Genomic DNA, 23,419 nt, shown 5'->3' on the forward strand with positions numbered 1-23,419 from the left:
CCGCCTCCTTCAACGAGCCGTCATTCGTTGTCCAGGACTGCCAGGTTGTCGTAGACCATCCGAAGCATGTCCCGCAAGGATTCGGCCTGCGCGGCAGTCAGCCCGGACAGCGATACGCGCTCGTACACCTGGGCCAAGGGAATGATTCGCAGCGTGAGATCGCGGCCCGCCTCGGTCAGGCTCAGGGCGAGCGCGCGGGCATCCTCGTCCGATCGGTCGCGCACCAGCACGCCGCGCTGCAGCAGGCCGTCGACCACGCGGGAGAGCGTGGAAGGGTCCGTCGACGTGTGCAACGCCAGGTCGGAGAGCCGCTGGTGCGCCTTGTGGTGCAGCGCGACGCAGACCCGCCATTCGGTCAGCGAGAGCTTGAACTGCTTGAGCTCCTTGCTGAACGACTGCCCCATTCTCATACCTGCGCGTGCAAGCAGGTAGGGGATGGCTCGCTCCAGGTCGTGATCTGCCACCTTGTCTGCATTTGCATTCAATTTAGCAGGCGCCTCGATGCGCGCTCTGTGCACCTTCCGAGGCTCTGCGCCGGGTGATTTTCTTGTGGCCATGCCGAATGCTACAGGCGAATGCAGCCATCGATATAGCGTAAACCCCAGGTATTTATTAATTGCGTTTGCAAGTTTTATGGGCTTCAATCGAGGCCTTCGCTATCGCGTCCCCCTCAATTTATCTGGAGACCAACTATGACTGAAGCCGCGAACCCGTTTGCTCAACTCAACCGCGTCGACCTCCCCGCTCCGGGTCGAAAGTCACCTGTGAAGGACGCTCCTTCGATCGAAACAATAGTTGCATCCGCAAGCAATTTGGTGCCGATGCTGCGCGAGCGGGCACAGCGCACCGAGCAAGACCGCCGCGTTTCCGAAGAAACCACGCGGGCGTTTCACGAAGCAGGCTTCTTCAGGCTGATGCAGCCTGCACGCTACGGCGGCTACGAGTACGGGTTCACCGCGTTCATCGACGTGGTCAGCGAACTGGCGCGGGGCTGCACGTCGTCGTCATGGGGCTGCTCGCTGGGCGCGATTCACCAGTGGCTGGTCGCCATCTTTCCGCAAGAGGCGCAGGACGATGTCTGGCGCAAGGACCCGAGCGCGATTGTCTGCGGCTCATACGCGCCGGCGACCATGGCCGAGAGAGTCGACGGCGGCTACCTCGTGCAAGGCAAGTGGCTTTTCGCGTCCAACGTGGACAACTCCCAGTGGGCCTTGCTGGGCGTTCAGTTTCCGCCCGATGAGAAAGGTGCCCCGCCGACGGCCGGCTTCCTGCTCGCGCCGCGGTCGGATTGGGCGATCGAGGACAACTGGCACGTGGCCGGCCAGGCGGGTACGGGATCCAAGGCGATCGTCATCGACAAGCCGACGTTCATTCCGGGACACCGCAAGCTGACCTTCGCGGAGGCTTCGTCCAACGCCCCGCCCGGCGCCAGGGTCAACACGAATCCGATCTATCGCATCCCTTTTCTTTCGGCGGTGCCGGTTTGTCTTGTGTCGCCCATCATCGGCACCGCGCAAGGCGCGGTCGATGAACTGATCGAGCTGGCCGGCACGCGGGTCACCCGGGGGGCCGTTGCCGGAGGCGGCAGCAGGCTGAGCGAATTCTTTCCCGTGCAATCGCGCCTGGCCGAAGCCTCGGCAAGCGTCGATGCGGCGCGGCTTCTTCTTTACCGGGACACCGCACAGGTGGAGCAGATGGCCGTCGACGGCCACGTCATCAGCGTCGAACAGCGCATCCGCAATCGGCGCGACCATGCCTTTGCCGCACGTCTCTCGCGCGATGCCGTCGAGGCGGTGTTCGCTAGCGTGGGAGGGGCGGGCCTGTCGCTGAACCAGCCGATCCAGCGCATGTGGCGCGACACCAATGCGATCTCGCGCCACATCAGCCTCAACTGGGACGCGGTGTCTTCGATGGTCGGGCAATACCTGCTCGGCCTGGAGCCCAAGGGCCAGTACTGATCGAGGCGCCGGCCATGTACTCCTGGGCTCTCATCACGGGCGACGCGGCCGAGACGGTCGATGCCCGACAACTGCGTCAGGCGCTTGGCGCCTTTCCCACCGGGGTGTGCCTCGTGACCACCACCACACCGGACGGCAAGCGCGAGGGCATGACGATCAACTCGTTCGCCTCGGTGTCGCTGGATCCGCCGTTGATCCTGTGGAGCATTCGCGACGACACGCGCAGCGCGGACGCGTTCCTCGCCACCCGGCCGTTCAACCTCAGTGTGCTGACCGCCGAGCAGCGCGAGTTGGCCTGGCATTTCGCCAAACCCGCGGTGGACAAGTTCGAACGGTTTGCGGAAGCGTTCGAGGTCGGCTCCAACGGATGCGCGCGGCTCGTCGAAAGCGTGGCGACCTTCGAATGCTCGACCTACTCGCGCCACCAGGAGGGCGACCACACCATCATCCTCGGCCGCGTGGAGCGCTTCTCGCGCACGGACACGCCGCCTCTGCTTTTTCATTCAGGGCAGATGGGGTCGCTGTGGGAACTGGCCGAAACCCTGGCGCGGCCGCGGTGACGCATGCGCGGTCGCACCAGCCTTCGAATACTCAGGGCGTGTGCCGGCCGACGTATTCGATCAGCGCCTTCAGCTTCGAAGGCTGGTCGTGCCTGCTGGGGTAGTACAAGTAAAAGCCCGGAAACGTGGGCGAGAACGCTGTCAGCACGCGCTTCAATCGCTTGGCCCGGACGTAGGGCCGCGCCAGCTGCTCGAAGGTATAGGCCAGCCCGATGCCTTCGAGCGCGGCGTCCAGGCCGAACATCGTGTCGCTGATGGTGAGGTTGCCGCTGATCTCGTAGTCCACCAGGCGGCCGTCCACCTCGAACTCCCACTTGTAGATCGCGCCCGTGCCGGCAAAGCGAAATCGAATGCAGTTGTGGCGCGCGAGTTCATCCGGATGCCGAGGGGCCGGCACACGCCGCAGGTATTCCGGGGAGGCCACCACCGCGACGGCAACCGGCCCGCCGATGGGAACGGCCACCATGTCGCGGTGAATGCTCTCGCCAAAGCGGATGCCCGCATCGAAGCCTTTCTCGACGATGTCGACGAAGCCTTCGTCGTTGGTCAGCTCGAGATGGACATGCGGGTTGGCGCGCAGAAAGCCATCCAGCAGAGGGCGCAGGACCAGCGCGGTTGAAATCCTCGCGGCGTTCAGGCGCAATGTGCCGGCGGGCCGTCCCTGGAGCATGTGAAGCTCGTCGCCTGCATCGATGACTTGCCCCAGGGCCGGGCCGACACGCGCGAGGTAAGCCTCGCCGGCTTCCGTCAGGCTGACGCTTCGCGTGGTCCTGTTCAACAGGCGCACGCCCAAACGGGTCTCCAGTTGCCGGATGGCCTGGCTCAACGCGGAGGGCGAGACCGCCAGGTCCGCGGCGGCTGCCGTGAACCCGCCGTGTTCCGCGACCTTCCAGAACGCCATCAATCCGTCCAGTTGATTCAGCTTCATACCTTGAAGCTTAACTTCACAGGGTGTTCAGCATTAGCCCATTTTTCTATCAGATGCATGTTCGTAAAGTCGGCGCACCCACAGCCCACGAAAGACGAAAGAGATGGTCAGAGCACTGACAACGCAAGCCGCGGTCGATGGCGCCAGGTACACATCAAGCAATCACAAGGAACACGCATGAGCAAGGTCTGGTTCATCACAGGCGCGGGCAGCGGCATCGGCGCCGGCACCGTCAGGGCGGCGCTGGCGGCCGGCGACCGCGTCGTCGCCACCGGCAGGAACCTGCAGAAACTGCGCACGGCCTTTGCCGAGGCGGCGACCGGCAACCTGGAGATTCTTCAACTGGACGTCTCCGACGAGGCGCAGGCCTCGGCCGCCATCGACCAGGCCTTGCAGAAGTTCGGCCGCATCGACGTGGTGCTGAACAATGCCGGCTACGGCCTGATCGGCAACTTCGAGGAGCTGGCGACGCAGGAGATCGAGCGCCAGTTCGCCACCAACTTCTGGGGCGTGAGCCACGTGATGCGCGCCGCGCTGCCGGTCATGCGCAAGCAGCGCTGCGGCCACATCATCAACATGAGCTCGGTGGCCGGCGTGGTCGGCATGAAGCACTGCAGTGCTTATGGCGCGAGCAAGTTCGCCGTCGAAGGCCTTTCGCTCGCCGTGGCCGAGGAGGTCGAAAGGTTCGGCATCAAGGTCACCGCGGTCGAGCCGGGCTTCTTTCGCACGGACCTGCTGGACGCCGCCAACGTGCAGTGGCCGAGCCATCGCGTCGACGACTACGCGGCCGCCGAGCTGGGCGCGCAGGAGATGTGGTCGCCCTACGACGGGAAGCAGCCAGGCGACCCCGACAAGCTCGGCCAGGTCCTGGTGAAGCTCGCGGGCATGGAAGCGCCGCCGCGCCTGTTCGTCGCGGGAGCCGATGCGATCGAGGTGATCGCGCCGGCGGTGCAAGCCCGGCTGAACGCAGTGCATGCCCTCGAGGACCTCTCGAAGTCCACGGCCGGCAGCTTCTGAATTTTCCTTCCATTCCTCCCACCTTCGGAGACCTGCCCATGAGCGCGCTCAACGTCAACGGCCGTGACCACACGGTCGACGCCGACCCCGGCACACCCATCCTCTGGGCCCTGCGCGACATGCTCGGCATGACCGGCACCAAGTTCGGCTGCGGCGCTGCGCTGTGCGGCGCCTGCACCGTGCACCTGGACGGCCAGGCGATCCGCTCGTGCATCACGCCCATCTCGGCCGCCGAGGGCAAGAAGATCGTCACCATCGAAGCCGCGACCGATGGCAGCGACCCCGTCGGTGCCGCGGTGCACACGGCATGGGTCAAGCATGACGTGGCGCAGTGCGGCTACTGCCAGAGCGGCCAGATCATGAGCGCCACGGCGTTGCTCAAATCGCAACCCAAGGGCAAGCAACCCACGGCGGCCGAGATCGATGCCGCGATGGCCGGCAACATCTGCCGCTGCGGCACCTACGCCCGCATCCGCGCCGCGGTGGCCGATGCCGCCCAAGCCCTCGCCTGAAGGAGCACCCGCCATGATGCCCACCCCCATCGACCCCCGCGAGCTGCCGCGCGCGCTGCAGCGCCTGATGACCTCGGGCCGACCCGACGAAGCCGCATCGGCAACGCTGCCGCGCCGCAGCTTCCTGAAGCTGGCCGGCGCCGGCGGCCTGGCGCTCGGCGCGTTTCCCCATCTGGCCATGGCACAGGCCGACGGTGCAGCAAAGCCTGCCGGTGCGCTCAGGCCAACGCAGCAGCCGCTGGCCTTCGTGCAGATCGCCCCGAACGGCGAAGTCACCGTGACCCACAACCGGCTTGAATTCGGCCAAGGGGTGCAAACGGGCCTGCCGATGATCCTGGCCGAGGAGCTGGATGCCGATTGGAACCTGGTGCGCAGCAAGAGCGGCACCAACGACGCGGCTTATCACGACCCCGTCTTCGGGATGCACCTGACCGGCGGCTCCAATTCGATCAAGAACAGCTTCACGCAATACCGCGAGCTCGGCGCGCGCGCCCGGGCCATGCTGCTGTCTGCCGCGGCTGCGCGGTGGAAGGTCGACGTGGCCACGCTGCGCACGCAGGCCGGCACGGTGATCGGTCCGGGTGGCCGCAAGCTGGGCTACGGCGAGCTGGCCGACGCCGCGATGGCGCTGCCCGTGCCCGAGAAGGTGGCGCTGAAAGATCCCAAGGACTTCAAGATCATCGGGCGGCCGACCACACGCTTGGACGCGCGTGCCAAGAGCAGCGGGCGCCAGGACTTCGGCATCGACGTCAAGCATCCGGGCCAGCTCACCGCGGTTGTGGCCCATCCGCCCGTGTTCGGTGCCCGCCTGAAGTCGGTCGATGACGGCGCAGCGCGCGCCGTGAAGGGCGTGAAGGCCGTGCTGCGCGTGCCGCTGGATCGCGGCGCCGAAGGCGTGGCCGTGGTGGCCGACGGCTACTGGCCCGCCAAGCTGGGCCGCGACGCACTGAAGCTGCAATGGGACACGGCCGCCGTGGAGAAGGTCGACAGCGAGAAGCAACTGGCGCAGTACCGCGAGCTGGCTGCGAAGCCGGGCCCGCGCAAGTTCGACGCCGACATGGCGCCGCTGGCCAAGGCGCCACGGCAGCTCGAGGCCGAGTTCGTGTTCCCCTACCTGGCCCATGCGCCCATGGAGCCGCTGAACTGCACCGTCAAGCTGACCGACGACCGCGCCGAGCTGTGGGTCGGCACGCAATGCGCCGGACTGGACGCAGCTGCGGCGGCGCGCGCGCTGGGCCTCAAGCCCGAGCAGGTGCAGGTGAACGTGCAGATGGCGGGCGGCGGCTTCGGCCGGCGCTTCGTGGGCACGAGCGACTTCGTCGTCGAGGCCTGCGAGATCGCCAAGGCCGCTCGCGCCGCGGGCCTGAACGCACCGGTGCGCCTGCTCTGGAGCCGCGAGGACGACATCAAGGGCGGCTACTACCGCCCCATGCACCTGCACCGCGCGCGCATCGGCTTCGACGAGCGCGGCAAGGTGCTGGCCTGGGACCACGTCATCGTGGGTCAGTCCATCACCACGGGCACGGTGTTCGGCGAGTTCCAGGTGAAGAATGGCATCGACGCCACGGCCACGGAGGGCATGCGCGATCCGTACCCGCTGCCCATGCGGCTGACCGTACACCATCCCAAGCTCAACGTGCCGGTGCTGTGGTGGCGCAGCGTGGGTTCCACCCACACGGCTTTCGTCATGGAGACCCTGCTCGACGAGATCGCGCGCAGCACGAAGCAGGACCCGGTCGCCTATCGCATGCAGCTCTTCGGCGACAAGCACCCGCGCCACCGCGCCGCGCTGCAGCTCGCGGTGGACCAGAGCGGCTACGGCAAGAAGCAGCTGGCGGCCGGCCGCGCCTGGGGTGTGGCCGTGCACGAGTCCTTCGAGTCCGTGGTCGCCTATGTGGTCGAAGCCTCCGTCAAGGACGGCCAGCCGGTGCTGCACCGGGCCACGGCAGGCGTGCATTGCAACCTGGCCGTCAACCCTCGCAGCGTCGAAGCCCAGGTGCAGGGCGCCGCGGTCATGGGCCTGTCGATGTGCCTCCCGGGCGCGGCCATCACGCTCAAGGACGGCGTCGTGCAGCAGGGCAACTTCGGCGACTTCACCGTGGCGCGCATCACGGACATGCCCGAGTTCGCCGTGCACGTCGTGCCCAGCGCGGAGCCGCCGAAGGGCATCGGCGAGCCGGGCCTGCCACCGCTGGCGCCCGCCTTCGCGAACGCCATCGCGCAGCTGACCGGCAAGCCGCTGCGGCAGCTGCCTTTCAACCTGGCTTGACGTCGAACGGTTCCGGGTCAAGCGCGGTCAGATCGATCCCTCACTCGCTGCCGGTGGTTTTGGTGCTGGTCCCAGAAGCGCCCTGCGCTCGCGCCAAGCGCCCTGCACGAAAGGGTCTGTGACCGCGTAGACGCCGTGCCCCTTGCGCATGATGATGTTCGCGTCGCGCAGTTCTTCGGAGATCCGTTGCACCTGGTCGGCCGTCACGTCGCGTCCGACGATGGTGGCGTATTCGCTCAAGGCGTCGGCGGCAAACAGGCCCGTCACATCGCCATCCGCGCGAGCAATACGGGCAAAGATGGCCCCAGCGAGGACGCCCAGATCCTCGACCTTGCGCAACTCGACGTCCGCGGCCGCGCTCTTCAGCGTGGCTGCAATCACTGGAAGAAGGTGATCTGCTTCCTGTGGGTTCTGATGCTGCAGCTGCCGCAGGGCCTTGGTCAACTCCTCAGGCCGTCGGCCCAGGGTGTTGAACGCTTCGACTGCGACAGGCAGGCTGGGCAGGGCCTTCGCTCCCTCGCTCGCAATGCCCTTGAGGACGTAGTCGACAAAGTCCTCGCCGAGGGTGGGGTAGTCGACCGTCGATGCGCCAGCGAAAGCGTGTTTGCCCTGCAGGGTCATGCCGACCACTTGAGCGCGATGCGACCCGGTTCCGATGAAGATGAAGTGGCCCGGTGTGTTGGGCCTCGGGTTGATCGCATCGCGGGCAGCCTTGATGGCCAGCAACATCTGGGCGCCATCGTCACCCGCGAGCGCCTGCTGCACCTCGTCGACGATCAGCACCACGTCGGTCTTGGCCAGGTCGACGACCTCGGTCAAAGCCTGAGCGAGCGTGGGCCCGCCTCGCGCGCCCAGGTCGGCGAGCTGAAAGCCGAATCTCAGGCCCGCGGCGCCAATATCCAGGCCTTTGAGCCGCTTCAGCCGCCCCAGCGCACCCGAAGCGGGAGTCTGCAGGTCCGCCAGGGCCTTGCGGATGGCCGCGTGGATCAGCGTGGCAGGGTCTGCCTTGGTGTCGGCCCACAGGTCGACATAGATGACCAATGCACCCATGGCCTCCAGGACGGGGATCAGGTCCTGCTGCAGAAAAGTGGTCTTGCCGGTGCGCCTGAGCCCGGAAAGAAAGAGTCCGGATCGCAGGCCTTGGTCCAGAAAGCCTGGCCGGAGCAGTTGCGTGGCCATCTGCTCGGCCAAGGCGGTGCGGCGAAAGAAGTCCATTTTCTATGATTTAGTCAAAAAGCCTAATTAGCAGTATTGACTAAAACAGACAAAAAGGAAAGCCGCGCGGGGGAAGCCCATCCATCCGGCTCAGAAAACTCGGAAGTGTTGAGTTCAAAACCATAAATCACCAATGAAATCAATGAGTTAACGAACTGATGCCGGTCGGCTCGCGAGAACGGCAACGGCTAGAGCGACAGAAAGTGATGCACCTCCGGCTTGCCCGGGCCGATGTGGAAACGCGTCGCCTCGCCTTGCAGGTCGGCGTCGGCATGCGACACGCGGTGGTGCTGGCGCAGGTGCTCAGCCCACGACTCGACGAGAAACCACTCCACGATACGCTCGGCATCGACCGTGTGCTCGGTGATGCCCCAGGCGTAGGCGCCGTCGCGGCGGCGCTCCAGCGAAAGCCGCTTCATCACCGCGAGGAACGCCGCGCGGTCTTCCTTGCGGATGCGGTACTCGACCTGGATCATCACGGGCCCGCGGTCGTGCGCCACGGGCTCGGCCACGAGCGGTTCGGGCCAGTGGTTGGAGGGCTGCAGGTCGGCCTCGCCGGCCGGCAGCCGCACGCGGTGGAACAGGAGCGCCACCACCACGAGCCCCACCGCGCCCACCACCAGCGTGGCCGGCACGCCGACCTGCTGCGCGACCAGGCCCCAGCCCAGGCTGCCGGCGGCCATGGCGCCGTTGAAGACCGTCAGGTACACCGCCAGCCCGCGTCCGCGCACCCAGTTCGGCAGGATGGATTGGGCCACGCCGTTGAGCGTGGTGAGCGCAATGATCCAGCCCAAGCCCAGCACCAGCAGCAACAGCACTGCAAGCCATTTCGGCGGCGCGAACACGAGGCCGCCCATGACGGCCGCGGTGAGCAGCGATGCAAGCAGGATGAGCCCGTCGGCGTCGAGCCGGGCGCGCAGCCGCGGCATGACCAGCGCACCGGCGATCGCGCCCGCGCCCACCGCACCCAGCAGCACGCCGTAGAAGCCGGCCGTGCCGCCGAGCATCTGGCGCGCGACCAGCGGCAGCAGCGCCCAGACGGAGCTGGCGAACAGGAAGAACACGGCCGCGCGCAAAAGCACCACGTGCAGTTCCTTGCTGGCACGCGTGTAGCGCAGGCCGGCGCGAAAGGCGCCGAGAAAATTCTCGGACAGGCCGCCGTCGACGGCGGCCGGGCGCTTCCACCACAGCAGCGCGGCAATCACGAACGCATAGCTCAGCACGTCGATCCCGTAGGTGACCGCCGCACCGAAGCTCGCGAGGATCAGCCCGCCCGCGGCCGGGCCAATGGAGCGTGCGATGTTGATGCCGAGCGAGTTCAGCGCCACCGCGCCCTTGAGCTCGGCGCGCGGCACCAGCTCCGGCACGATCGACTGCCAGGTCGGCCCCATCAGCGCGGCGCCGATGCCGCCCACGAAGGTCAGCGCAATGAGGTACTCGACCGTGAGCGCGCCGGTGTGCGAGAGCACCAGCAGCGTGCCGCTCACGGCCGCGAGCACCAGCTGCACGAAGATCAGGAAGCGCCGCCGGTCGAGGATGTCGGAGAGCACGCCGGCCGGGATCGCGAGCAGAAAGATCGGCAGTGTGGCCGCGGTCTGGATCAGCGCCACCGCGGTCGGGTTGGCCGAGAGATCGGTCACCAGCCACGAGCTCGCCACGTCGCGCATGAAGCTGCCGATGTTGCCGAGCACGGTGGCGGCCCACAGCACCGCGAACACCGGCTGGCGCAGCGGCGCGAAGGCGCCGGGCTGCGGGGGCGACGCGACCGCGCCGGCTTGAGGTTCAGTCATGCGCACGCTCCCGCAGGTCATGCCAGGCCACCAGCAGGAAGCCGCCGACCAGGCCCAGGTGTTCGAAGAAGGAATTGGCCGCCATGAAGCGCTCGGGCTGCGGCATCTCCCAGAACCGCAGCGCGACGAAGGTCGCGAGCAGCGTGAAGCCGCCCAGCGCCAGCGCGCCGAGCCAGCGCAAGAAGCCCGTGAGGATGAGCGCCGAGGCGCCCAACTCCAGCACGATGACGGCCACGGCCAGCGGTGCCGCGGGCGACAGGCCGAAGTGGTTCATCTCCGCGATGGCGGCACTGAAATCCACGGCCTTGTTGAAGCCGCCCTGAAGATAGGCTGCGCACAGCAGCAGCAAGGCGATCCAGCGCAGCGCGGGAGTGGGTTGCCAGCGTTTCGTCATCAGACCGCCCAGCAGGCGCAGCCGAGCGCGCCCCAGAAGCTCTTGAGGTCGGCGATCGGCAGCTTGCTGCTCCAGGCCGTCGCGTGCTGGTGGCCGTGCACGCTGCAGTTGTTGGCGCAGGCGCAGGACAGGGCCGCGTGGCGCATCGCCTTTTGCAGCGGTGCGCCCTCGGCGTCGCCCCAGCCGCCATAGCCGCCGAAGCTGCGCACCGGCGACCAGTCGGGCATGGCCGGCGGCGGCGCGCCTTCGTCGTGCGCCTGGAACGGCCCCGCGGCGTACACCACCTTGCCGCCGACCATGGTCAGGAGCGCCGTGGTGTCGGCAATCTCCGATTCCGGGCAGGCGAAGAAGTCGCGGTCGGGCACCACCAGGTCGGCAAGCATGCCGGCTTCGATGCGGCCCTTCTTGCCGACCTCGTTCGAGAACCAGGTCACGTTCTCGGTCCACATGCGCAGCGCGGCCTCGCGGTCGAGGCAGTTGCGCTGCGGGTAGAGCTGCATGCCGCCCACCGTCTTGCCCGTGACCAGCCACGACAGCGACACCCACGGGTTGTACGAGGCAACGCGCGTGGCGTCGGTGCCGGCGGACACCTTCACGCCCTTCTCGAGCATGCGCTTGACCGGCGGCGTGGCCTCGGCCGCCCCGGCGCCGTAGCGCTCGACGAAATATTCGCCCTGGTAGGCCATGCGGTGCTGCACCGCAATGCCGCCGCCCAGCGCGGCGATGCGGTCGATCGATTTTTCGGAGATGGTCTCGCAATGGTCGAAGAACCAGTTCAGGCCCGCTAGCGGCGTGTCGCGGTTGACCTTCTCGAACACGTCGAGCGCGCGGTCGATGGTCTCGTCGTAGGTGGCATGCAGGCGCCATGGCCATTTGTTCTGAACCAGCACGCGCACCACCTCCTCGAGCTCGCCTTCCATCTCGGGCGCCATGTCGGGCCGCGGCTGGCGGAAGTCCTCGAAGTCGGCGGCCGAGAACACCAGCATCTCGCCCGCGCCGTTGTGGCGGAAGTAGTCGTCGCCCTGCTTGTATTTCGACGTGGCAGTCCAGTTGAGGAAGTCCTGCTTCTCCTGCTTGGGCTTCTGCGTGAAGAGGTTGTAGGCCAGGCGGATGGTGAGCTGGCCGGCGTCGGCCAGCTGCTGGATCACCTGGTAGTCCTCGGGAAAGTTCTGGAAGCCGCCACCCGCGTCGATCGCACCGGTCACGCCCAGACGGTTGAGCTCGCGCATGAAGTGGCGCGTCGAATTGAGCTGGTATTCGAACGGCAGCTTCGGTCCCTTGGCCAGGGTGGCGTAGAGGATCGACGCGTTGGGCTTGGCCAGCAGCAGGCCGGTCGGGTTGCCGGCCGCGTCGCGCACGATCTCGCCGCCGGGTGGCGCCGGCGTGTCCCTGGTGTAGCCCACCGCACGCAGCGCGGCGCCGTTGAGCAGCGCGCGGTCGTACAGGTGCAGCAGGAACACCGGCGTGTCGGGCGCCACCGCATTGAGCTCCTCGATGGTCGGCAGGCGCTTTTCCACGAACTGGTGCTCGGTGAAGCCGCCCACCACGCGCACCCATTGCGGCGCGGGCGTGATGGCGACCTGGCGCCTCAGCATCGCCATCGCATCGGCCAGGCTGCGCACGCCGTCCCAGCGCAGCTCGAGGTTGAAGTTGAGGCCGCCGCGAATGATGTGCAGGTGGTTGTCGATCAGGCCCGGCAGCACGCGCCTGCCCTGCAGGTCGATCACGCGGGTCTCGCTGCCTGCCAGCGGCAGGATGTCTTGCGCGCGGCCCACGCGGGTGAAGCGGCCGTCCTTGATGGCCACGGCGTCGGCCACGGGGTTGGCACGGTCCAGCGTGGTGAAGCGGCCGTTGTGCAGGATCAGGTGGGGGGCGGTGGTGCCTGCCATGTCGGGTGTCCTCGAAGGGTTGGGTTGGGCCATTGCCGTACCGCCAAGGGCGGCGCCGAGCGTGCCGAGGCACAGCCGGCGGCGTCGTTCGTCGAATGATGGATCGCTCATGCGTCTTTGCCCGGTGTGGCGGCCTGGCTGGCCTTGGCGCATTGTGGCAACTCGCCGAACACATGCGGCTTGACCTGGTGGTGCAGCCACGAGGTGGCGGCGGCCTCGGGTTTGATCACGCTCTTGATGAGCGGCGGAATCTGCTCGCCGAGCAGGATTCCGAGAAGCCCCACCAGGGCGATCACCGGCGGGGCCGGTGAGCGCACCTGGAGAGCGCGTAGATCACGCCGACCAGAAGGCCCAGCGCAAGCGACAGGACATAGGGCTTCATCGGAATGCGCCCGCTCAGCCTTCGTGCGCGCCGAACATGGTCTTGGCGTAGGTCACGCCCAGGCCGTAGGCGCCGCCGAACTTCTTCGCAATGCCGGTGGTGAGCTCGTAGGTGTCGCCGCGGGCCCAGTCGCGCTGCAGCTCGAGCAGGTATTGCAGCGAGGTCATCGGCTGGGCGCCGGCCTGCACCATGCGGTCCATCGCGCGGTTGTGCGCCTCGGCCGATACGTCGCCGCAGGCGTCGGCGATCACGAACACCTCGAAGCCCTGGTCGAGCGCCGACAGCGCCGGGCCGACGATGCACACGCCGGTCCACAGGCCCGCGAGCACGATGCGCTTCTTGCCGATCTCGTTGACGCGATCGATCACGGCCGCATCTTCCCAGGTGTTCATCGAGGTGCGGTCGAGCATCTTCTGGCCCGGGAAGGCATCGGTGATCTCGCTGAACATCGGGCCCGAGAAGCTCTTCTCGGCCACGGTCGTGAGGATGGTCGACACGCCGAAACCGGCCGCCGCGTTGGCCACGAGAGCGGCGTTGTTGCGCAGGTTGACCGCGTCGATCGAGTGCGTGGCAAAGGCCATCTGCGACTGGAAGTCGATCATGACCAGCGTGTGGTCGGCGGGGGTGAGCAGCTTGGCGCCGGCGGTGGGGGTGGCTTTGATGGACATGGGGTACTCCGTTTGAAAAATTGAAAGATAAGAGAAAGGAACAGGGAATCGGGATGCGATGTCAGCGTTATTGGAATGAAGGCAATTCGTTCGGTCGCAGGTCGAACACCAGCACCTCGGCGCTCTCGCCGCGCGCCAGGTCGATGCGCTGTTCGCCGCGCACCCGCGCGCCGTCGCCCTCGCCCAGCCGCTGGCCGTTGACCTCGATGCTGCCGCGCGCCACATGCACATAGGCATGGCGATCGGCGCCGAGCACGAGCGATGCGGATTCATCGCCGTCGAACAGGCCGGCATGGACGCGGGCGTCCTGGTGCACGGCGAGCGAGCCGTCGGTGCCTTCGGGCGAGACGATCAGGCGCAGGCGGCCGCGCTTTTCTTCCGGCGCGAAATGCACCTGCTGGTAGCGGGGCGCCACGCCCTTGGCGTTCGGCGTGATCCAGATCTGCAGGAAGTGCAGCGGATCGGTGGCCGACGAATTGAACTCGCTGTGGCGCACGCCGGTGCCCGCGCTCATCATCTGCACGTCGCCCGGGCGGATGACCGAGCCCGTGCCCATCGAGTCCTTGTGCTCCAGTGCGCCGTCGAGCACGTACGAGAAAATCTCCATGTCGCGGTGCGGGTGGGTGCCGAAGCCGCGGCCGGGATGCACCCGGTCGTCGTTGATCACCAGCAGGTCCGAGAAGCCCTGTTGCGCGGCGTCGTGGTAGTGGCCGAAGGAGAAGGTGTGGCGCGACTTGAGCCAGCCGAAGTCTGCGAGTCCGCGGTCATTGGCGCTGCGAATTTCCAACATGATGTCCGTCCTTTGTGGTTCGATGGATTCGATTTGATTCACAATGGCCCCGAAGAAGAATCTCCGAGGCATGGCTGAATCATCTTTCTTTCCAGGAGGCCTGTTGACGAAACTTTTCGCCTTCAATCATCGAATTTTTCGATGATTCCTTTTCCAAGGACTTGTCCGTGCTGAAGCTCAGCCTCGAAGCCATCGAACTCGTGGACGCCATCGCGCGCCACGGCTCCTTCGCCGCCGCCGGCGCGCGCCTTAACAAGGTGCCCTCGACCATCTCGTACGCCGTGGGCAAGCTCGAAGAGCAGCTGGGCATGCTGCTGTTCGTGCGCAACGGGCCGCGCGTGACGCTCACCGCGGCCGGCGAAGAAATGCTCAAGGAGGGCCGCTGGCTGCTCGGCGCCGCGAGCGATCTCGAATCGCGCATGCGGCAGATCGCCACCGGCTTCGAGTCGGAGCTGCGGCTGGTGCACGACTCGCTGATTCCCACGCAGGCGCTCATCGACGACATCCGCGCCTTCGAGGCGCTGCGCTGCGGCACGCGGCTGCGCATCGGCTGCGAGGCGCTCACCGGCGCCTGGGAGGCTTTGCGCGAGGGACGCGCCGACATCGTCATTGCCGCGGGCGAAGGGCCGGCCGGCGGGGGCTATCAGGCCGTCATGGTGGGCAGCCTCGACTTCGCGTTCTGCGTCTCGCCGACCCATCCGCTGACCCGGCTCGGCCGGCCGCTGCATCGCGGCGACCTGCTCGAACACAACGCCATCGTGGTGAGCGACAGCGCGCGCACGCTGTCCGACCGCACCGTGGGGCTGCTCGCCGGCCAGCATCGCGTGGCCGTGCCGTCCATGGCCGCGAAGATCGCCTGCCAGGCGGCGGGCTTGGGGCATGGCTTCCTGCCGCGGGCCTGCATTCATGGCGAACTGGCGCGCGGCACGCTGGTCGAACTCGCCACCGAGGAGCCGCGCGCACCCGAGGCCTTCTGGCTCGCCTGGAAGACCGGGGCGCGCGGCCAGGCGCTGCGCTGGTGGCGCGAGCGGCTCAACCGCACGCTCGTGCCCGCGCTGCTGCCGCGCTCGCCCTAGGGTCGTGGCACCTGGCCGCCCCTCGTCGATCAGTTCCGATCTGCCCGGTGGACCCGCCGCAGGGGCTCGGCTCAAGCGTGAGAAATCTTGGTGGCGATCAACAGGATCAGGCATTCTCCGATGAGTGCATGCAATGCGCCGACATTTCGACTCCCGATTATTTGGTGCACTCTGCCTTGGGCCACCCTCCAGTGGGGCATGCCCTCGGCACACTTGCTGCGGCCCGCAGCGGTGATGCGCACGCTGCGGGTGCGCCCGTCGGTACCCGGTCCAAGATCCACCCAGCCTGTCGAGATGAGAGGCTTGAGAGTGCGTGTCAGCGTCGATGGCGACAGCGACAATGTCTCGGCAAGGTCGCCGGGTCGCACGGGCCCATGTTCCAGGACTTCCATCAGCAATCGAAACTGCGTGATCCTGAGCCCGACCTTGATCAGTTCCGCGTCATAGTGCTGCCTGACCAGGCGAGCGAGCTGATGCGCCTTGGTGTCGGTGCAGGCTGACCGCTGAAGGCTCGCGGCAGCGACTGCCGTCTGCGGCGCAGAGAGCGTTTGCATCAGCGCACGTGAGGGAGTGGCGCGCCGAGACACATCGGCTTCGGCTGTCAGGACGCCTTGGACGGCTTTGCGGGGGCCTCGTCGAGCGCGTGGGTCTCGTCGATGAAGCGGCGACTGGAGGCCAGGATTTCCTTGCGGGTGCGTTCGGATTCGACCACGCGAGACAAGACCAGTGCACCAACGCACTGGGCAATCAGCGCCCACGCCGCATCCGGGTCGCCGATGCGCGAGCTCCAGCTCTTCTGCAAGCGCTTCAGGCCATCCTCGACGGCCCCACGCACCTCGGGCCCTGCCCTTGCGATTTCCGGCCCCAATGCCGGCAAGACGCAGCCGGTTTCCGGGTGCATGGCGTGATACGAACTCAGGTAGCTTCGCAGCCGCTTCGCGACATGGTCCGGCGGCGACTCGCGGTCGCCGGCGAGCATCTCGGCGCTGTTCGAGACTTCGAGCTCGACGAGCTCCGCGAACAGCGCTTCCTTGGATGCGAAATGGCCGTAGAACGCCCCCCCGCTCAGGCCGATGCTCGCCATCAGTTCATCGACGCCGGTGGTACCGAAGCCGCCCTTCTTGGCGATCGCACGGGCATTCGCGAGCAGCTTCTTGCGGGTTTCCTCTTTGTGGTTTGCCGGATAGCGCATGAATGAGCCTCTACAGATCGTGGAGCACCATCATAGCATTTAGATCGTTTGGTAAACGAACGTATCCCCATCAGTCCGTCGAGCCTTCGGGCGAGGGTTTCTCCCTGCTGCAAACCCGCTCCAGCATGTTGACGCTGCCGTCACTGCAAACCTATAGTTCACCACCGTTTACCAAACGATCGTTATTTAAAGCCAAGCGGAAGATCTGATGACGCAACTGACCCAGCTGATCGTGCAAGGCATCTCCAGCGGTGCCATCTACGGGCTCGTCGCGCTCGGCCTCGTCCTCAGCTACAAGGCGACCGAGGTCCTCAACTTTGCGCAGGGCGACGTGGTGATGCTCTCCGCGTTCCTCGGCTGGGGCCTGGTCGTCGCGGCGGGCCTTCCCTTCTGGCTCAGCTTCGTCGCCGTGCTGTGCATCTCGGCCGCGCTCTGCTTCCTGCTGGAGGCGAAGATCATGCGCAGGATCGTCGGCCGCCCGCAGTTCTCGGGCGTCATGCTCACCATCGGTATCGGCTTCATGATCCGCGGCGGCGTCAGCATGTTCTTCGGGCCCGAGTCGCGCAGCTATCCCACGCCGTGGACGGGCCAATCCATGCAGCTCGGCGGCAGCGTGGTGGCCGAGCTCAACCTGGTGATCGTTGGCGCTGCCATGGGCGTGACCGCGCTCCTGTATTACTTCCTGCGCCGCACCACGCTCGGCATCGCCATCCACGCGACGTCGCAGAACCAGCTGGCGGCCTATCTCTGCGGCGTGCGCGTGAAGCGCCTCAATTCGCTGGTGTGGGCCATCTCCGGTGCCATTGCCGCACTGTGCGGGCTGCTGCTCGCGCCCATCACGCTGGTCGACCTGGGCCTGTGGTTCGTCATGCTCAAGGCGCTGGCGGCGCTGGTTCTCGGCGGCTTCGGGAGCGCGCCGGGCGCCGTCATCGGCGGACTCCTCATCGGCCTCATCGAACAGTTCGCGGGCGTCTACCTGCCCGACGGCGTGAAGGATGTGGCGCCCTACCTCGTGCTCATTGCGGTTCTCGTCCTTTATCCGCGCGGAATCCTGGGCGAAAGCCACGGCCGGAGGGTCTGACACCATGGCACGCTACGAAACGGGATTCGAAGACGGCCGGCGGCTGCTGCGCGGCAAGCACGAGCGGCTCGCGTACGGCCTGCTCGCCGTGGCCCTGGTGGCTGCGCCATGGGTACTGCCGGCGTACCACATCGGCGAGGCAACCTTCATCCTCATCATGTGCGTCGCGAGCCTCGGCCTCATGATGCTGACCGGCTTCACAGGCCAGGTGTCGCTCGGCCAGTCCGCGTTCGTCGGCATCGGCGCGTACATCCACACCATCCTGCTGACCCAGGGCGTGCCGCTGCCGGTGTCGCTGCTCCTGACAACCGCAGGCGCGGCGCTCGGCGGGCTGCTCGTCGGCATGCCTGCCATTCGCGTGTCGGGGCTGCACCTGGCGATGGTCACCATGGCGTTCGCGATCGTGTGCGAGCATGTGCTCGGCCGATGGAAGAGCGTCACCGCGGGGCACAGCGGCATGGCTGTCCCGGACCCGACCCTTTTCGGGCTCAGCCTCGGCGGTCCGCGCGCCTTCTACTTCCTTTGCCTGATGGTGCTGGCGGTGGTCTTGCTCCTGCTGGTCAACCTGATGCGTTCCGCCACCGGCCGCGCCTTCATCGGCATCCGCGACTCGGAGGCGGCAGCGCAGGGCCTGGGCATCGACGTCGCCCGCACCAAGGTGCTTGCATTCAGCCTTTCGGCGGCGTGCTCGGGACTGGCCGGCGCATTGCTCGCCCACCAGATGCAGCACATCACGCCGGAAGCCTTCGGCCTGGCGCTGTCGCTGCAGCTGGTGCTGATGGTGTTCATCGGTGGGCTCGGGAGCCTGCGCGGAGCCATCCTCGGCGCGATCCTGATCGGCCTGCTGCCGTCGTTCATCTCCTCGTTGAAAGAGGCGTTGCCCGCGAGGCTGGGCGCGCAGTTCGGGCTGGAGCTTTTCGTCTACGGCGCCGTGCTGACCTTCTTCGTCCTGCTCGAGCCGGGCGGCCTGAACTCACGCTGGGTTCGCATCCGCAAGGTCCTGGCCGAGTTCCCCTGGGTGCGCAAGAGCAGCGTCCACAAGACCAAGGTCTACATGAAATCGGAGCGTTACCGATGAGCGCCGCACGGCCGCCCGAAGGGGCGAAGGCCCCCTTGGGGGGCAGCGCAGTACACGAAGTGACGAGCGTGGGGGCCCTATTGAGCCCCGCATTCTTCGAGGTCGAGCGACTGAGCCTGTCCTTCGGCGGCGTCAAGGCCGTGCGCGACGTGAGCTTCTCGATTCGCGCGGGAGAGATCCTCGCGGTGATCGGACCGAACGGCGCGGGCAAGACATCGCTCCTGAACCTCATCACGCGCGTGTTCGACGCCAGCAGCGGCAGCATCCGCTTCAACGGCCAGGACATCCTGCGCCTGGCGCGGCACGACGTGGTCCGGCAGGGCATTGCGCGCACGTTCCAGAACATCGAGCTGTTCGAAGGCGCGACGGTGCTGGAGAACCTGCTGCTCGGGCGTCATCGCGCGAACCACGGCAACTTCTTCTCGCAGATGTTCAACCTGCCATCGGTGCAGCGCGCGGAAGCCCACACGCGTGAACGCGTCGAAGACGTTGTGCGCCTGCTGGATCTCGCGCCCTTCCGCCACCGGCCGGTGGCGGAACTGCCCTACGGCGTGCGCAAGGTCGTCGAGCTCGGTCGCGCGCTGGCCGCCGAGCCCCGGTTGCTTCTGCTGGACGAACCCGCCTCCGGGCTGAACCCCGAGGAGACGCGCCGGCTCGCGTATTGGCTCGAAGACATCCAGGCCGAACTGGGCGCCACCGTGGTCATGGTGGAACACGACATGTCGCTGGTCGCCGCCGTGGCCAACCGTGTGGTGGTGATGGACCAGGGCCAGGTGCTGACCGATGGCACGCCGGCGCAGGTGCAGGCCGACCCGCGCGTGATTGCGGCTTACCTGGGGACCTGATCTCATGACTTCTCTGCTCTCCGTCCGTAATCTCGAGACCTGGTATGGCCCCGTGCGCGCGCTTCACGGCGTGAGCCTCGAAGTGCAAGCCGCGCAGATCGTCACGGTGCTGGGTGCCAATGGCGCCGGCAAGACCACCTTGCTCAACACCATTGCGGGCGTGCTCGCGCCCTCCAACGGAACGGTCGAGTTCGAGGGCCGGCCGATCGGCGGCAAGGACGCCGACGAGGTCGCTCGCGGCGGCGTGGTGCTGGTGCCCGAGGGCCGCCAGATATTCCCGTTCCTCACCATCGCGGAGAACCTGCGCATGGGCGCGTTCGCGCGGAAGGACGCGGAAATCGCGCGCGACATCGAGCAGATGTACGACTGGTTCCCGCGCCTGCGCGAACGCCAGCGCCAGCAGGCGGGCCTGCTTTCGGGCGGCGAGCAGCAGATGCTGGCGATCAGCCGCGCGCTCATGGGCCGGCCGCGCCTGCTTCTGCTCGACGAGCCGTCGCTGGGCCTGTCGCCGCTGTTCACCAAGGACATCTTCGCCATCATCAAGCGAATCCGCGAGCAGACCAAGACAGCCGTGCTGGTCGTCGAGCAGAACGCGGCGATCGCGCTGGCCACGGCCGACCACGGCTATGTCATCGAACTGGGGCGCGTGGCCGCGGCCGGAAGCTGCGAGGCTCTCTCCCAGCGCGACGACATCAAGGAGTTTTACCTGGGTGGCGCATCGCACCACCTGCCGCAAGGTGTCGCCGGCGGGATCCGACCGGCGCGGCGACGCCCTTCCTGGAACTGAGAAAAGGACTGCCATGACACTCAATCGCCGAACCCTCCTGAAGACAAGCCTTGCCGCCGCGGCGCCCGGCGCCCTGTGGACCACATCCGCGCGTGCGGCGGGTGTCGGCGACAAGGAACTGGTGCTGGGTACCCATCTCGATCTTTCCGGACCGGTGGCGATCGGCATGCCCGTGATCCGCAACGGCATCCAGATGCGCATCGACGAGGCCAACGAGGCCGGCGGCATCAACGGCCGCAAGATCCGGCTGGTCATCGAGGACAACGCCAGCCAGCCGTCGCAAGCGGTGCGGGCCGTGGACAAGCTGATCCGCAAGGATGAGGTCTTCGCCCTGCTCTGCCCCTTCGGCTCCGGCCCGAACGTTGCCACGGTCAAGAAGGCGGTGGACGCCGGCGTGGTCTGTTTCGCGCCGTATGCGGCCTCGGGCCTGGTGCGCCAGGCGGCCGGCCAGACGCCGCTGCTCTTCACGACCAACCTGAACTACGACAGCACGACCTCGTCCGCCGTCAAGTGGGCCACCGGCACCCTGGGCAGCAAGAAGGTCGGCTTCATCTACCAGGAAGGCCCGTTCGGCGACCTCGTCGGCAAGGGCGTGAAAGCGGCACTCGCAGCCAAGGGCATGCCGCTCGTGGCCGAAGCCAGCTACAAGGTCGGCGATCTCGACTTTTCCTCGCACGTCGCGCGCATGCAGGCCGCGGGCGTGGACCTCGTCGTCTGCGCGACCACCACGCGCGAGACCATCGCCGTGGCGGCCGAAGTGAAGAAGCTCGGCCTCGCCGGCGTCAACGTGCTGACGGCCAGCCCCGGCCGCGCCGGCCTCACCGTCGCCCTCGGCAAGGAGGCGATGGAAGGGGTGTACGGCGTCGGCACCTGGCGCATTGCGACGCCCGACCAGGCCACCGCCGCAGAGAAGTCGTGGGCCGAGGCCTACCGCAAGCGCTTCAAGGCGGAGCCGGACGACGTGGCCGCCGCCTTCTACGACTACACCAGCTGGTTCCTGCAGGAAGTGCGCAATGCGGGCCGCGAGCTGACGACTGACAAGCTGGTGAAGGCGCTGCAGGCATCCACTTTCAAGGGCGTGGCGTCGTACGACACGCAGCGCTTTGCCAACAACCACATCGACCCGGAATGGACCCGGGTCGAGCAGGTCGTGCAAGGCCGCTGGACGGCGCGGTCTGGCGTGGTCGACCCGGCCAAGAGCGCCCTGTGATCCACGTGTCGCCATCCCTGGCCGCGGACGAGGCGCGCATCGCGACCGTGCCCCAGTTGTGGCGGCGCCGATGCACCGAATGGGCCGATCGGCCCGCGCTCCGGCACAAGGAGCGCGGCATCTGGCAGGGCCTGTCCTGGAGCGGCTACTTCAGCGAGGCGCGGGCCATCGGGCTCGCGATGGCCGAATCCGGGCTTCAGGCCGGCCAGGTGGTTTCGATCCTTTCGGACAACCGGCCCCGATGGCTGATCGTCGACATGGCCGCGCAGGCCATGGGCTATGTCTCCCATGGCATGTACCCCTGCAGCACCGCCGCGCAAGTCGGGCATGCGCTGGCCGAGGCCGGGTCGCGGGTGGTCTTCGTGGAGAACGCCGACCAGCTGGTGAAGGTGCTCGCGGTACGTGACACCTGCCCCGACCTGCGCCACATCGTGGTCCTGGAAACACGCGGGCTCTCCCGCTTCGCGGACCCGCAGGTCAGCGCGTACGACGAATGGCTCGCGCGCGGCACCGAAGCCGCGGCCAGGGAGCCGGCGCTGTTCGACAGCCGCATAGACGCCGGCTCCGGGGAGCAGACTGCATTCCTCGCGAGCACGGCGGGCAGCACCGGCCCGGCGCGGCTGGTGGTCCGCAGCCAGCACGACTTCTTGCGGGAAGTGCGTGCGCTGAGCCATTGGCTGCAGCTGCGTCCGGGCGACCGGGCACTGTCGATCATGTCCTTGGCGCACTACGGCGAACGCATGCTGGCCCAGAAAACCATGCTCATGCACGAAACCTTGCTCCACTTGCCGGAAAACGGAGCCACGGTGTTCAATGACATGGGCGAGGTCGAGCCGCACCTCCTGTTCGCTGCCCCGCGCTTCTTCGAGAAGCTGCAGGGAATGACCGAGCTGTTCATGCAGGAAGCTGTGCCTCTCGCCCGCAACGCATACGCCTCGTGCCTCGCGTCGCGCCGGCCCGGCTGGCTGCAGCGCAGCACGCGGGAGCGCATACGGTCCGCCCTGGGTTTGCGCAACGTGCGCCTTGCGCTGGCGAGCGGAGCCTCCAGCCCCGCGCAAGTCGCCGACTGGTTCGACGCCATCGGCGTTCCGATGCTCGACTGCTACGGCATGGCCGAGGCCGGCTTCTGCAGGATTGTTCCCGCCGGCCGCTCGATGGAGGCTGCATCCGCACCGCTCGAAACAGGCACCCAGCTGAAGCTGGCGCCCGATGGAGAAGTGCTCGTGCGCGGTGCGATCCCGCGCCCCGGCTACTGGGTGCGCGGAACACTGAGCCCTGTCGCGGCCCTTGCGGACGGGTGGCTGCGCACCGGCGACCTGGGGCGTGTCGACGAACACGGCCGCTTGCAACTGCTCGGCCGCGTGCGTGCGCGGGCCGTCGGAATACGCGGCGAATCCATCAGCCCGGAGATTGCGGAAGATGCGTTCCGACTCAGTGCCTACGTCGCCGATGCAATCGTCGTGCCGGCGGAAGGCGGACATTCGGCGGCGCTTCTCTCTCTCGACGAGGAGCGGATCAGGAAGTATGCACAGCAGCAGCGCCTGCCGTTCACCGACTACGCCAGCCTGCTGGGCCTTCCCGAAATCACTGCGCTCGTCGCGGCGCAAGTGGAGATCGCGAACGGGCGCCTGCCCGAGCACCATCGCGTGCGCACTATTCGCGTCATTCCGCGCTCGCTGCATCAGGGCGACGAAGAACTCACGCCCGCACTGCGCCTGAACCGCGCGGTCGTCGCGAGCCGGTACGCCAACCTTTTCACCGAACCCCTTGGAGTCTGA

The 23,419-nt window shown here is 67.1% G+C and carries 22 protein-coding genes and 1 pseudogene; 12 read left to right on the forward strand and 11 right to left on the reverse strand.

Going from position 1 to position 23,419, the window contains the following annotated elements:
- Nucleotides 1-20: 20 nt before the first annotated feature.
- Nucleotides 21-557, reverse strand: coding sequence for a MarR family winged helix-turn-helix transcriptional regulator (locus ACAM55_RS26670; RefSeq protein WP_369657272.1), 537 nt, complete (start codon nt 555-557; stop codon nt 21-23).
- A 135-nt stretch (nt 558-692) separates the two neighbouring features.
- On the opposite strand from ACAM55_RS26670, the gene ACAM55_RS26675 reads away from it, so the two are divergent.
- Together ACAM55_RS26675 and ACAM55_RS26680 are read left to right on the forward strand one after the other, a co-directional pair.
- Complete coding sequence (locus ACAM55_RS26675) at nt 693-1,958, forward strand: acyl-CoA dehydrogenase family protein (protein ID WP_369657273.1); 1,266 nt, start codon at nt 693-695, stop codon at nt 1,956-1,958.
- A gap of 14 nt (nt 1,959-1,972) precedes the next feature.
- On the forward strand, nt 1,973-2,518 hold the full coding sequence (locus ACAM55_RS26680; protein WP_369657274.1) for a flavin reductase family protein: 546 nt from the start codon (nt 1,973-1,975) through the stop codon (nt 2,516-2,518).
- A gap of 31 nt (nt 2,519-2,549) precedes the next feature.
- On the opposite strand, the gene ACAM55_RS26685 is transcribed toward ACAM55_RS26680, so the two are convergent.
- Nucleotides 2,550-3,446, reverse strand: coding sequence for a LysR family transcriptional regulator (locus tag ACAM55_RS26685; RefSeq protein ID WP_369657275.1), 897 nt, complete (start codon nt 3,444-3,446; stop codon nt 2,550-2,552).
- Nucleotides 3,447-3,623: 177 nt separating this feature from the next.
- Here ACAM55_RS26685 and ACAM55_RS26690 point away from each other — a divergent pair, with 177 nt between their 5' ends.
- Genes ACAM55_RS26690 through ACAM55_RS26700 form a run of 3 tightly spaced genes read left to right on the forward strand, consistent with a single transcriptional unit; the run spans nt 3,624 to nt 7,244 of the window.
- Complete coding sequence (locus ACAM55_RS26690; RefSeq protein WP_369657276.1) at nt 3,624-4,463, forward strand: SDR family oxidoreductase; 840 nt, start codon at nt 3,624-3,626, stop codon at nt 4,461-4,463.
- Nucleotides 4,464-4,501: 38 nt separating this feature from the next.
- A complete protein-coding gene (locus tag ACAM55_RS26695; RefSeq protein ID WP_369657277.1) occupies nt 4,502-4,975 on the forward strand; it encodes a (2Fe-2S)-binding protein in 474 nt (157 codons plus the stop codon).
- A 13-nt stretch (nt 4,976-4,988) separates the two neighbouring features.
- The gene (locus ACAM55_RS26700; protein ID WP_369657278.1) at nt 4,989-7,244 is read left to right on the forward strand and encodes a molybdopterin cofactor-binding domain-containing protein; all 2,256 of its coding nucleotides are present in this window, start codon (nt 4,989-4,991) and stop codon (nt 7,242-7,244) included.
- 27 nt (nt 7,245-7,271) lie between these two features.
- Here ACAM55_RS26700 and ACAM55_RS26705 read toward each other — a convergent pair whose 3' ends face one another.
- The 7 genes and pseudogenes from ACAM55_RS26705 to ACAM55_RS26735 form a co-directional block, all read right to left on the reverse strand.
- Nucleotides 7,272-8,459, reverse strand: coding sequence for an ATP-binding protein (locus ACAM55_RS26705; protein WP_369657279.1), 1,188 nt, complete (start codon nt 8,457-8,459; stop codon nt 7,272-7,274).
- 188 nt (nt 8,460-8,647) lie between these two features.
- On the reverse strand, nt 8,648-10,249 hold the full coding sequence (locus tag ACAM55_RS26710) for an MFS transporter (protein WP_369657280.1): 1,602 nt from the start codon (nt 10,247-10,249) through the stop codon (nt 8,648-8,650).
- Complete coding sequence (locus tag ACAM55_RS26715; RefSeq protein ID WP_369657281.1) at nt 10,242-10,643, reverse strand: DoxX family protein; 402 nt, start codon at nt 10,641-10,643, stop codon at nt 10,242-10,244. Before ACAM55_RS26715 ends, ACAM55_RS26710 begins: the two co-directional genes overlap by 8 nt.
- Nucleotides 10,643-12,565, reverse strand: a complete 1,923-nt coding sequence (locus tag ACAM55_RS26720) for an amidohydrolase (RefSeq protein ID WP_369657483.1) — start codon at nt 12,563-12,565, stop codon at nt 10,643-10,645. Before ACAM55_RS26720 ends, ACAM55_RS26715 begins: the two co-directional genes overlap by 1 nt.
- 74 nt (nt 12,566-12,639) lie before the next feature.
- Nucleotides 12,640-12,914: pseudogene (locus ACAM55_RS26725) on the reverse strand (DUF1427 family protein).
- Nucleotides 12,915-12,928: 14 nt separating this feature from the next.
- Nucleotides 12,929-13,582: a hydrolase gene (locus ACAM55_RS26730; protein WP_369657282.1), complete on the reverse strand. Its 654-nt coding sequence runs from the start codon at nt 13,580-13,582 to the stop codon at nt 12,929-12,931.
- Between the two features lie 67 nt (nt 13,583-13,649).
- Nucleotides 13,650-14,372, reverse strand: coding sequence for a pirin family protein (locus tag ACAM55_RS26735; protein ID WP_369657283.1), 723 nt, complete (start codon nt 14,370-14,372; stop codon nt 13,650-13,652).
- A gap of 167 nt (nt 14,373-14,539) precedes the next feature.
- Here ACAM55_RS26735 and ACAM55_RS26740 point away from each other — a divergent pair, with 167 nt between their 5' ends.
- The gene (locus ACAM55_RS26740; RefSeq protein ID WP_369657284.1) at nt 14,540-15,448 is read left to right on the forward strand and encodes a LysR family transcriptional regulator; all 909 of its coding nucleotides are present in this window, start codon (nt 14,540-14,542) and stop codon (nt 15,446-15,448) included.
- 71 nt (nt 15,449-15,519) lie between these two features.
- On the opposite strand, the gene ACAM55_RS26745 is transcribed toward ACAM55_RS26740, so the two are convergent.
- The gene (locus ACAM55_RS26745; protein ID WP_369657285.1) at nt 15,520-16,002 is read right to left on the reverse strand and encodes a MarR family winged helix-turn-helix transcriptional regulator; all 483 of its coding nucleotides are present in this window, start codon (nt 16,000-16,002) and stop codon (nt 15,520-15,522) included.
- A gap of 47 nt (nt 16,003-16,049) precedes the next feature.
- Complete coding sequence (locus ACAM55_RS26750) at nt 16,050-16,640, reverse strand: TetR/AcrR family transcriptional regulator (protein ID WP_369657286.1); 591 nt, start codon at nt 16,638-16,640, stop codon at nt 16,050-16,052.
- A gap of 208 nt (nt 16,641-16,848) precedes the next feature.
- Between ACAM55_RS26750 and ACAM55_RS26755 the strand changes: the two genes are divergently transcribed.
- The 6 genes from ACAM55_RS26755 to ACAM55_RS26780 are packed head-to-tail and all read left to right on the forward strand — an operon-like array spanning nt 16,849 to nt 23,419.
- Nucleotides 16,849-17,721 carry a branched-chain amino acid ABC transporter permease gene (locus ACAM55_RS26755; protein WP_286544371.1) on the forward strand — a complete coding sequence of 291 codons (873 nt, stop codon included), beginning with the start codon at nt 16,849-16,851 and terminating at the stop codon, nt 17,719-17,721.
- Nucleotides 17,722-17,725: 4 nt separating this feature from the next.
- Nucleotides 17,726-18,799: a branched-chain amino acid ABC transporter permease gene (locus tag ACAM55_RS26760; protein WP_369657287.1), complete on the forward strand. Its 1,074-nt coding sequence runs from the start codon at nt 17,726-17,728 to the stop codon at nt 18,797-18,799.
- Nucleotides 18,796-19,644, forward strand: a complete 849-nt coding sequence (locus ACAM55_RS26765) for an ABC transporter ATP-binding protein (protein ID WP_369657288.1) — start codon at nt 18,796-18,798, stop codon at nt 19,642-19,644. The genes ACAM55_RS26760 and ACAM55_RS26765 overlap by 4 nt, the downstream gene beginning before the upstream one ends.
- 4 nt (nt 19,645-19,648) lie before the next feature.
- A complete protein-coding gene (locus tag ACAM55_RS26770) occupies nt 19,649-20,431 on the forward strand; it encodes an ABC transporter ATP-binding protein (protein WP_369657289.1) in 783 nt (260 codons plus the stop codon).
- A gap of 13 nt (nt 20,432-20,444) precedes the next feature.
- Nucleotides 20,445-21,641, forward strand: coding sequence for an ABC transporter substrate-binding protein (locus ACAM55_RS26775; RefSeq protein ID WP_369657290.1), 1,197 nt, complete (start codon nt 20,445-20,447; stop codon nt 21,639-21,641).
- Between the two features lie 5 nt (nt 21,642-21,646).
- Nucleotides 21,647-23,419, forward strand: coding sequence for a long-chain fatty acid--CoA ligase (locus ACAM55_RS26780; protein WP_369657291.1), 1,773 nt, complete (start codon nt 21,647-21,649; stop codon nt 23,417-23,419).

Origin of the sequence: Variovorax sp. V213, from assembly GCF_041154455.1 — a bacterium.
GTDB lineage: Bacteria > Pseudomonadota > Gammaproteobacteria > Burkholderiales > Burkholderiaceae_C > Variovorax.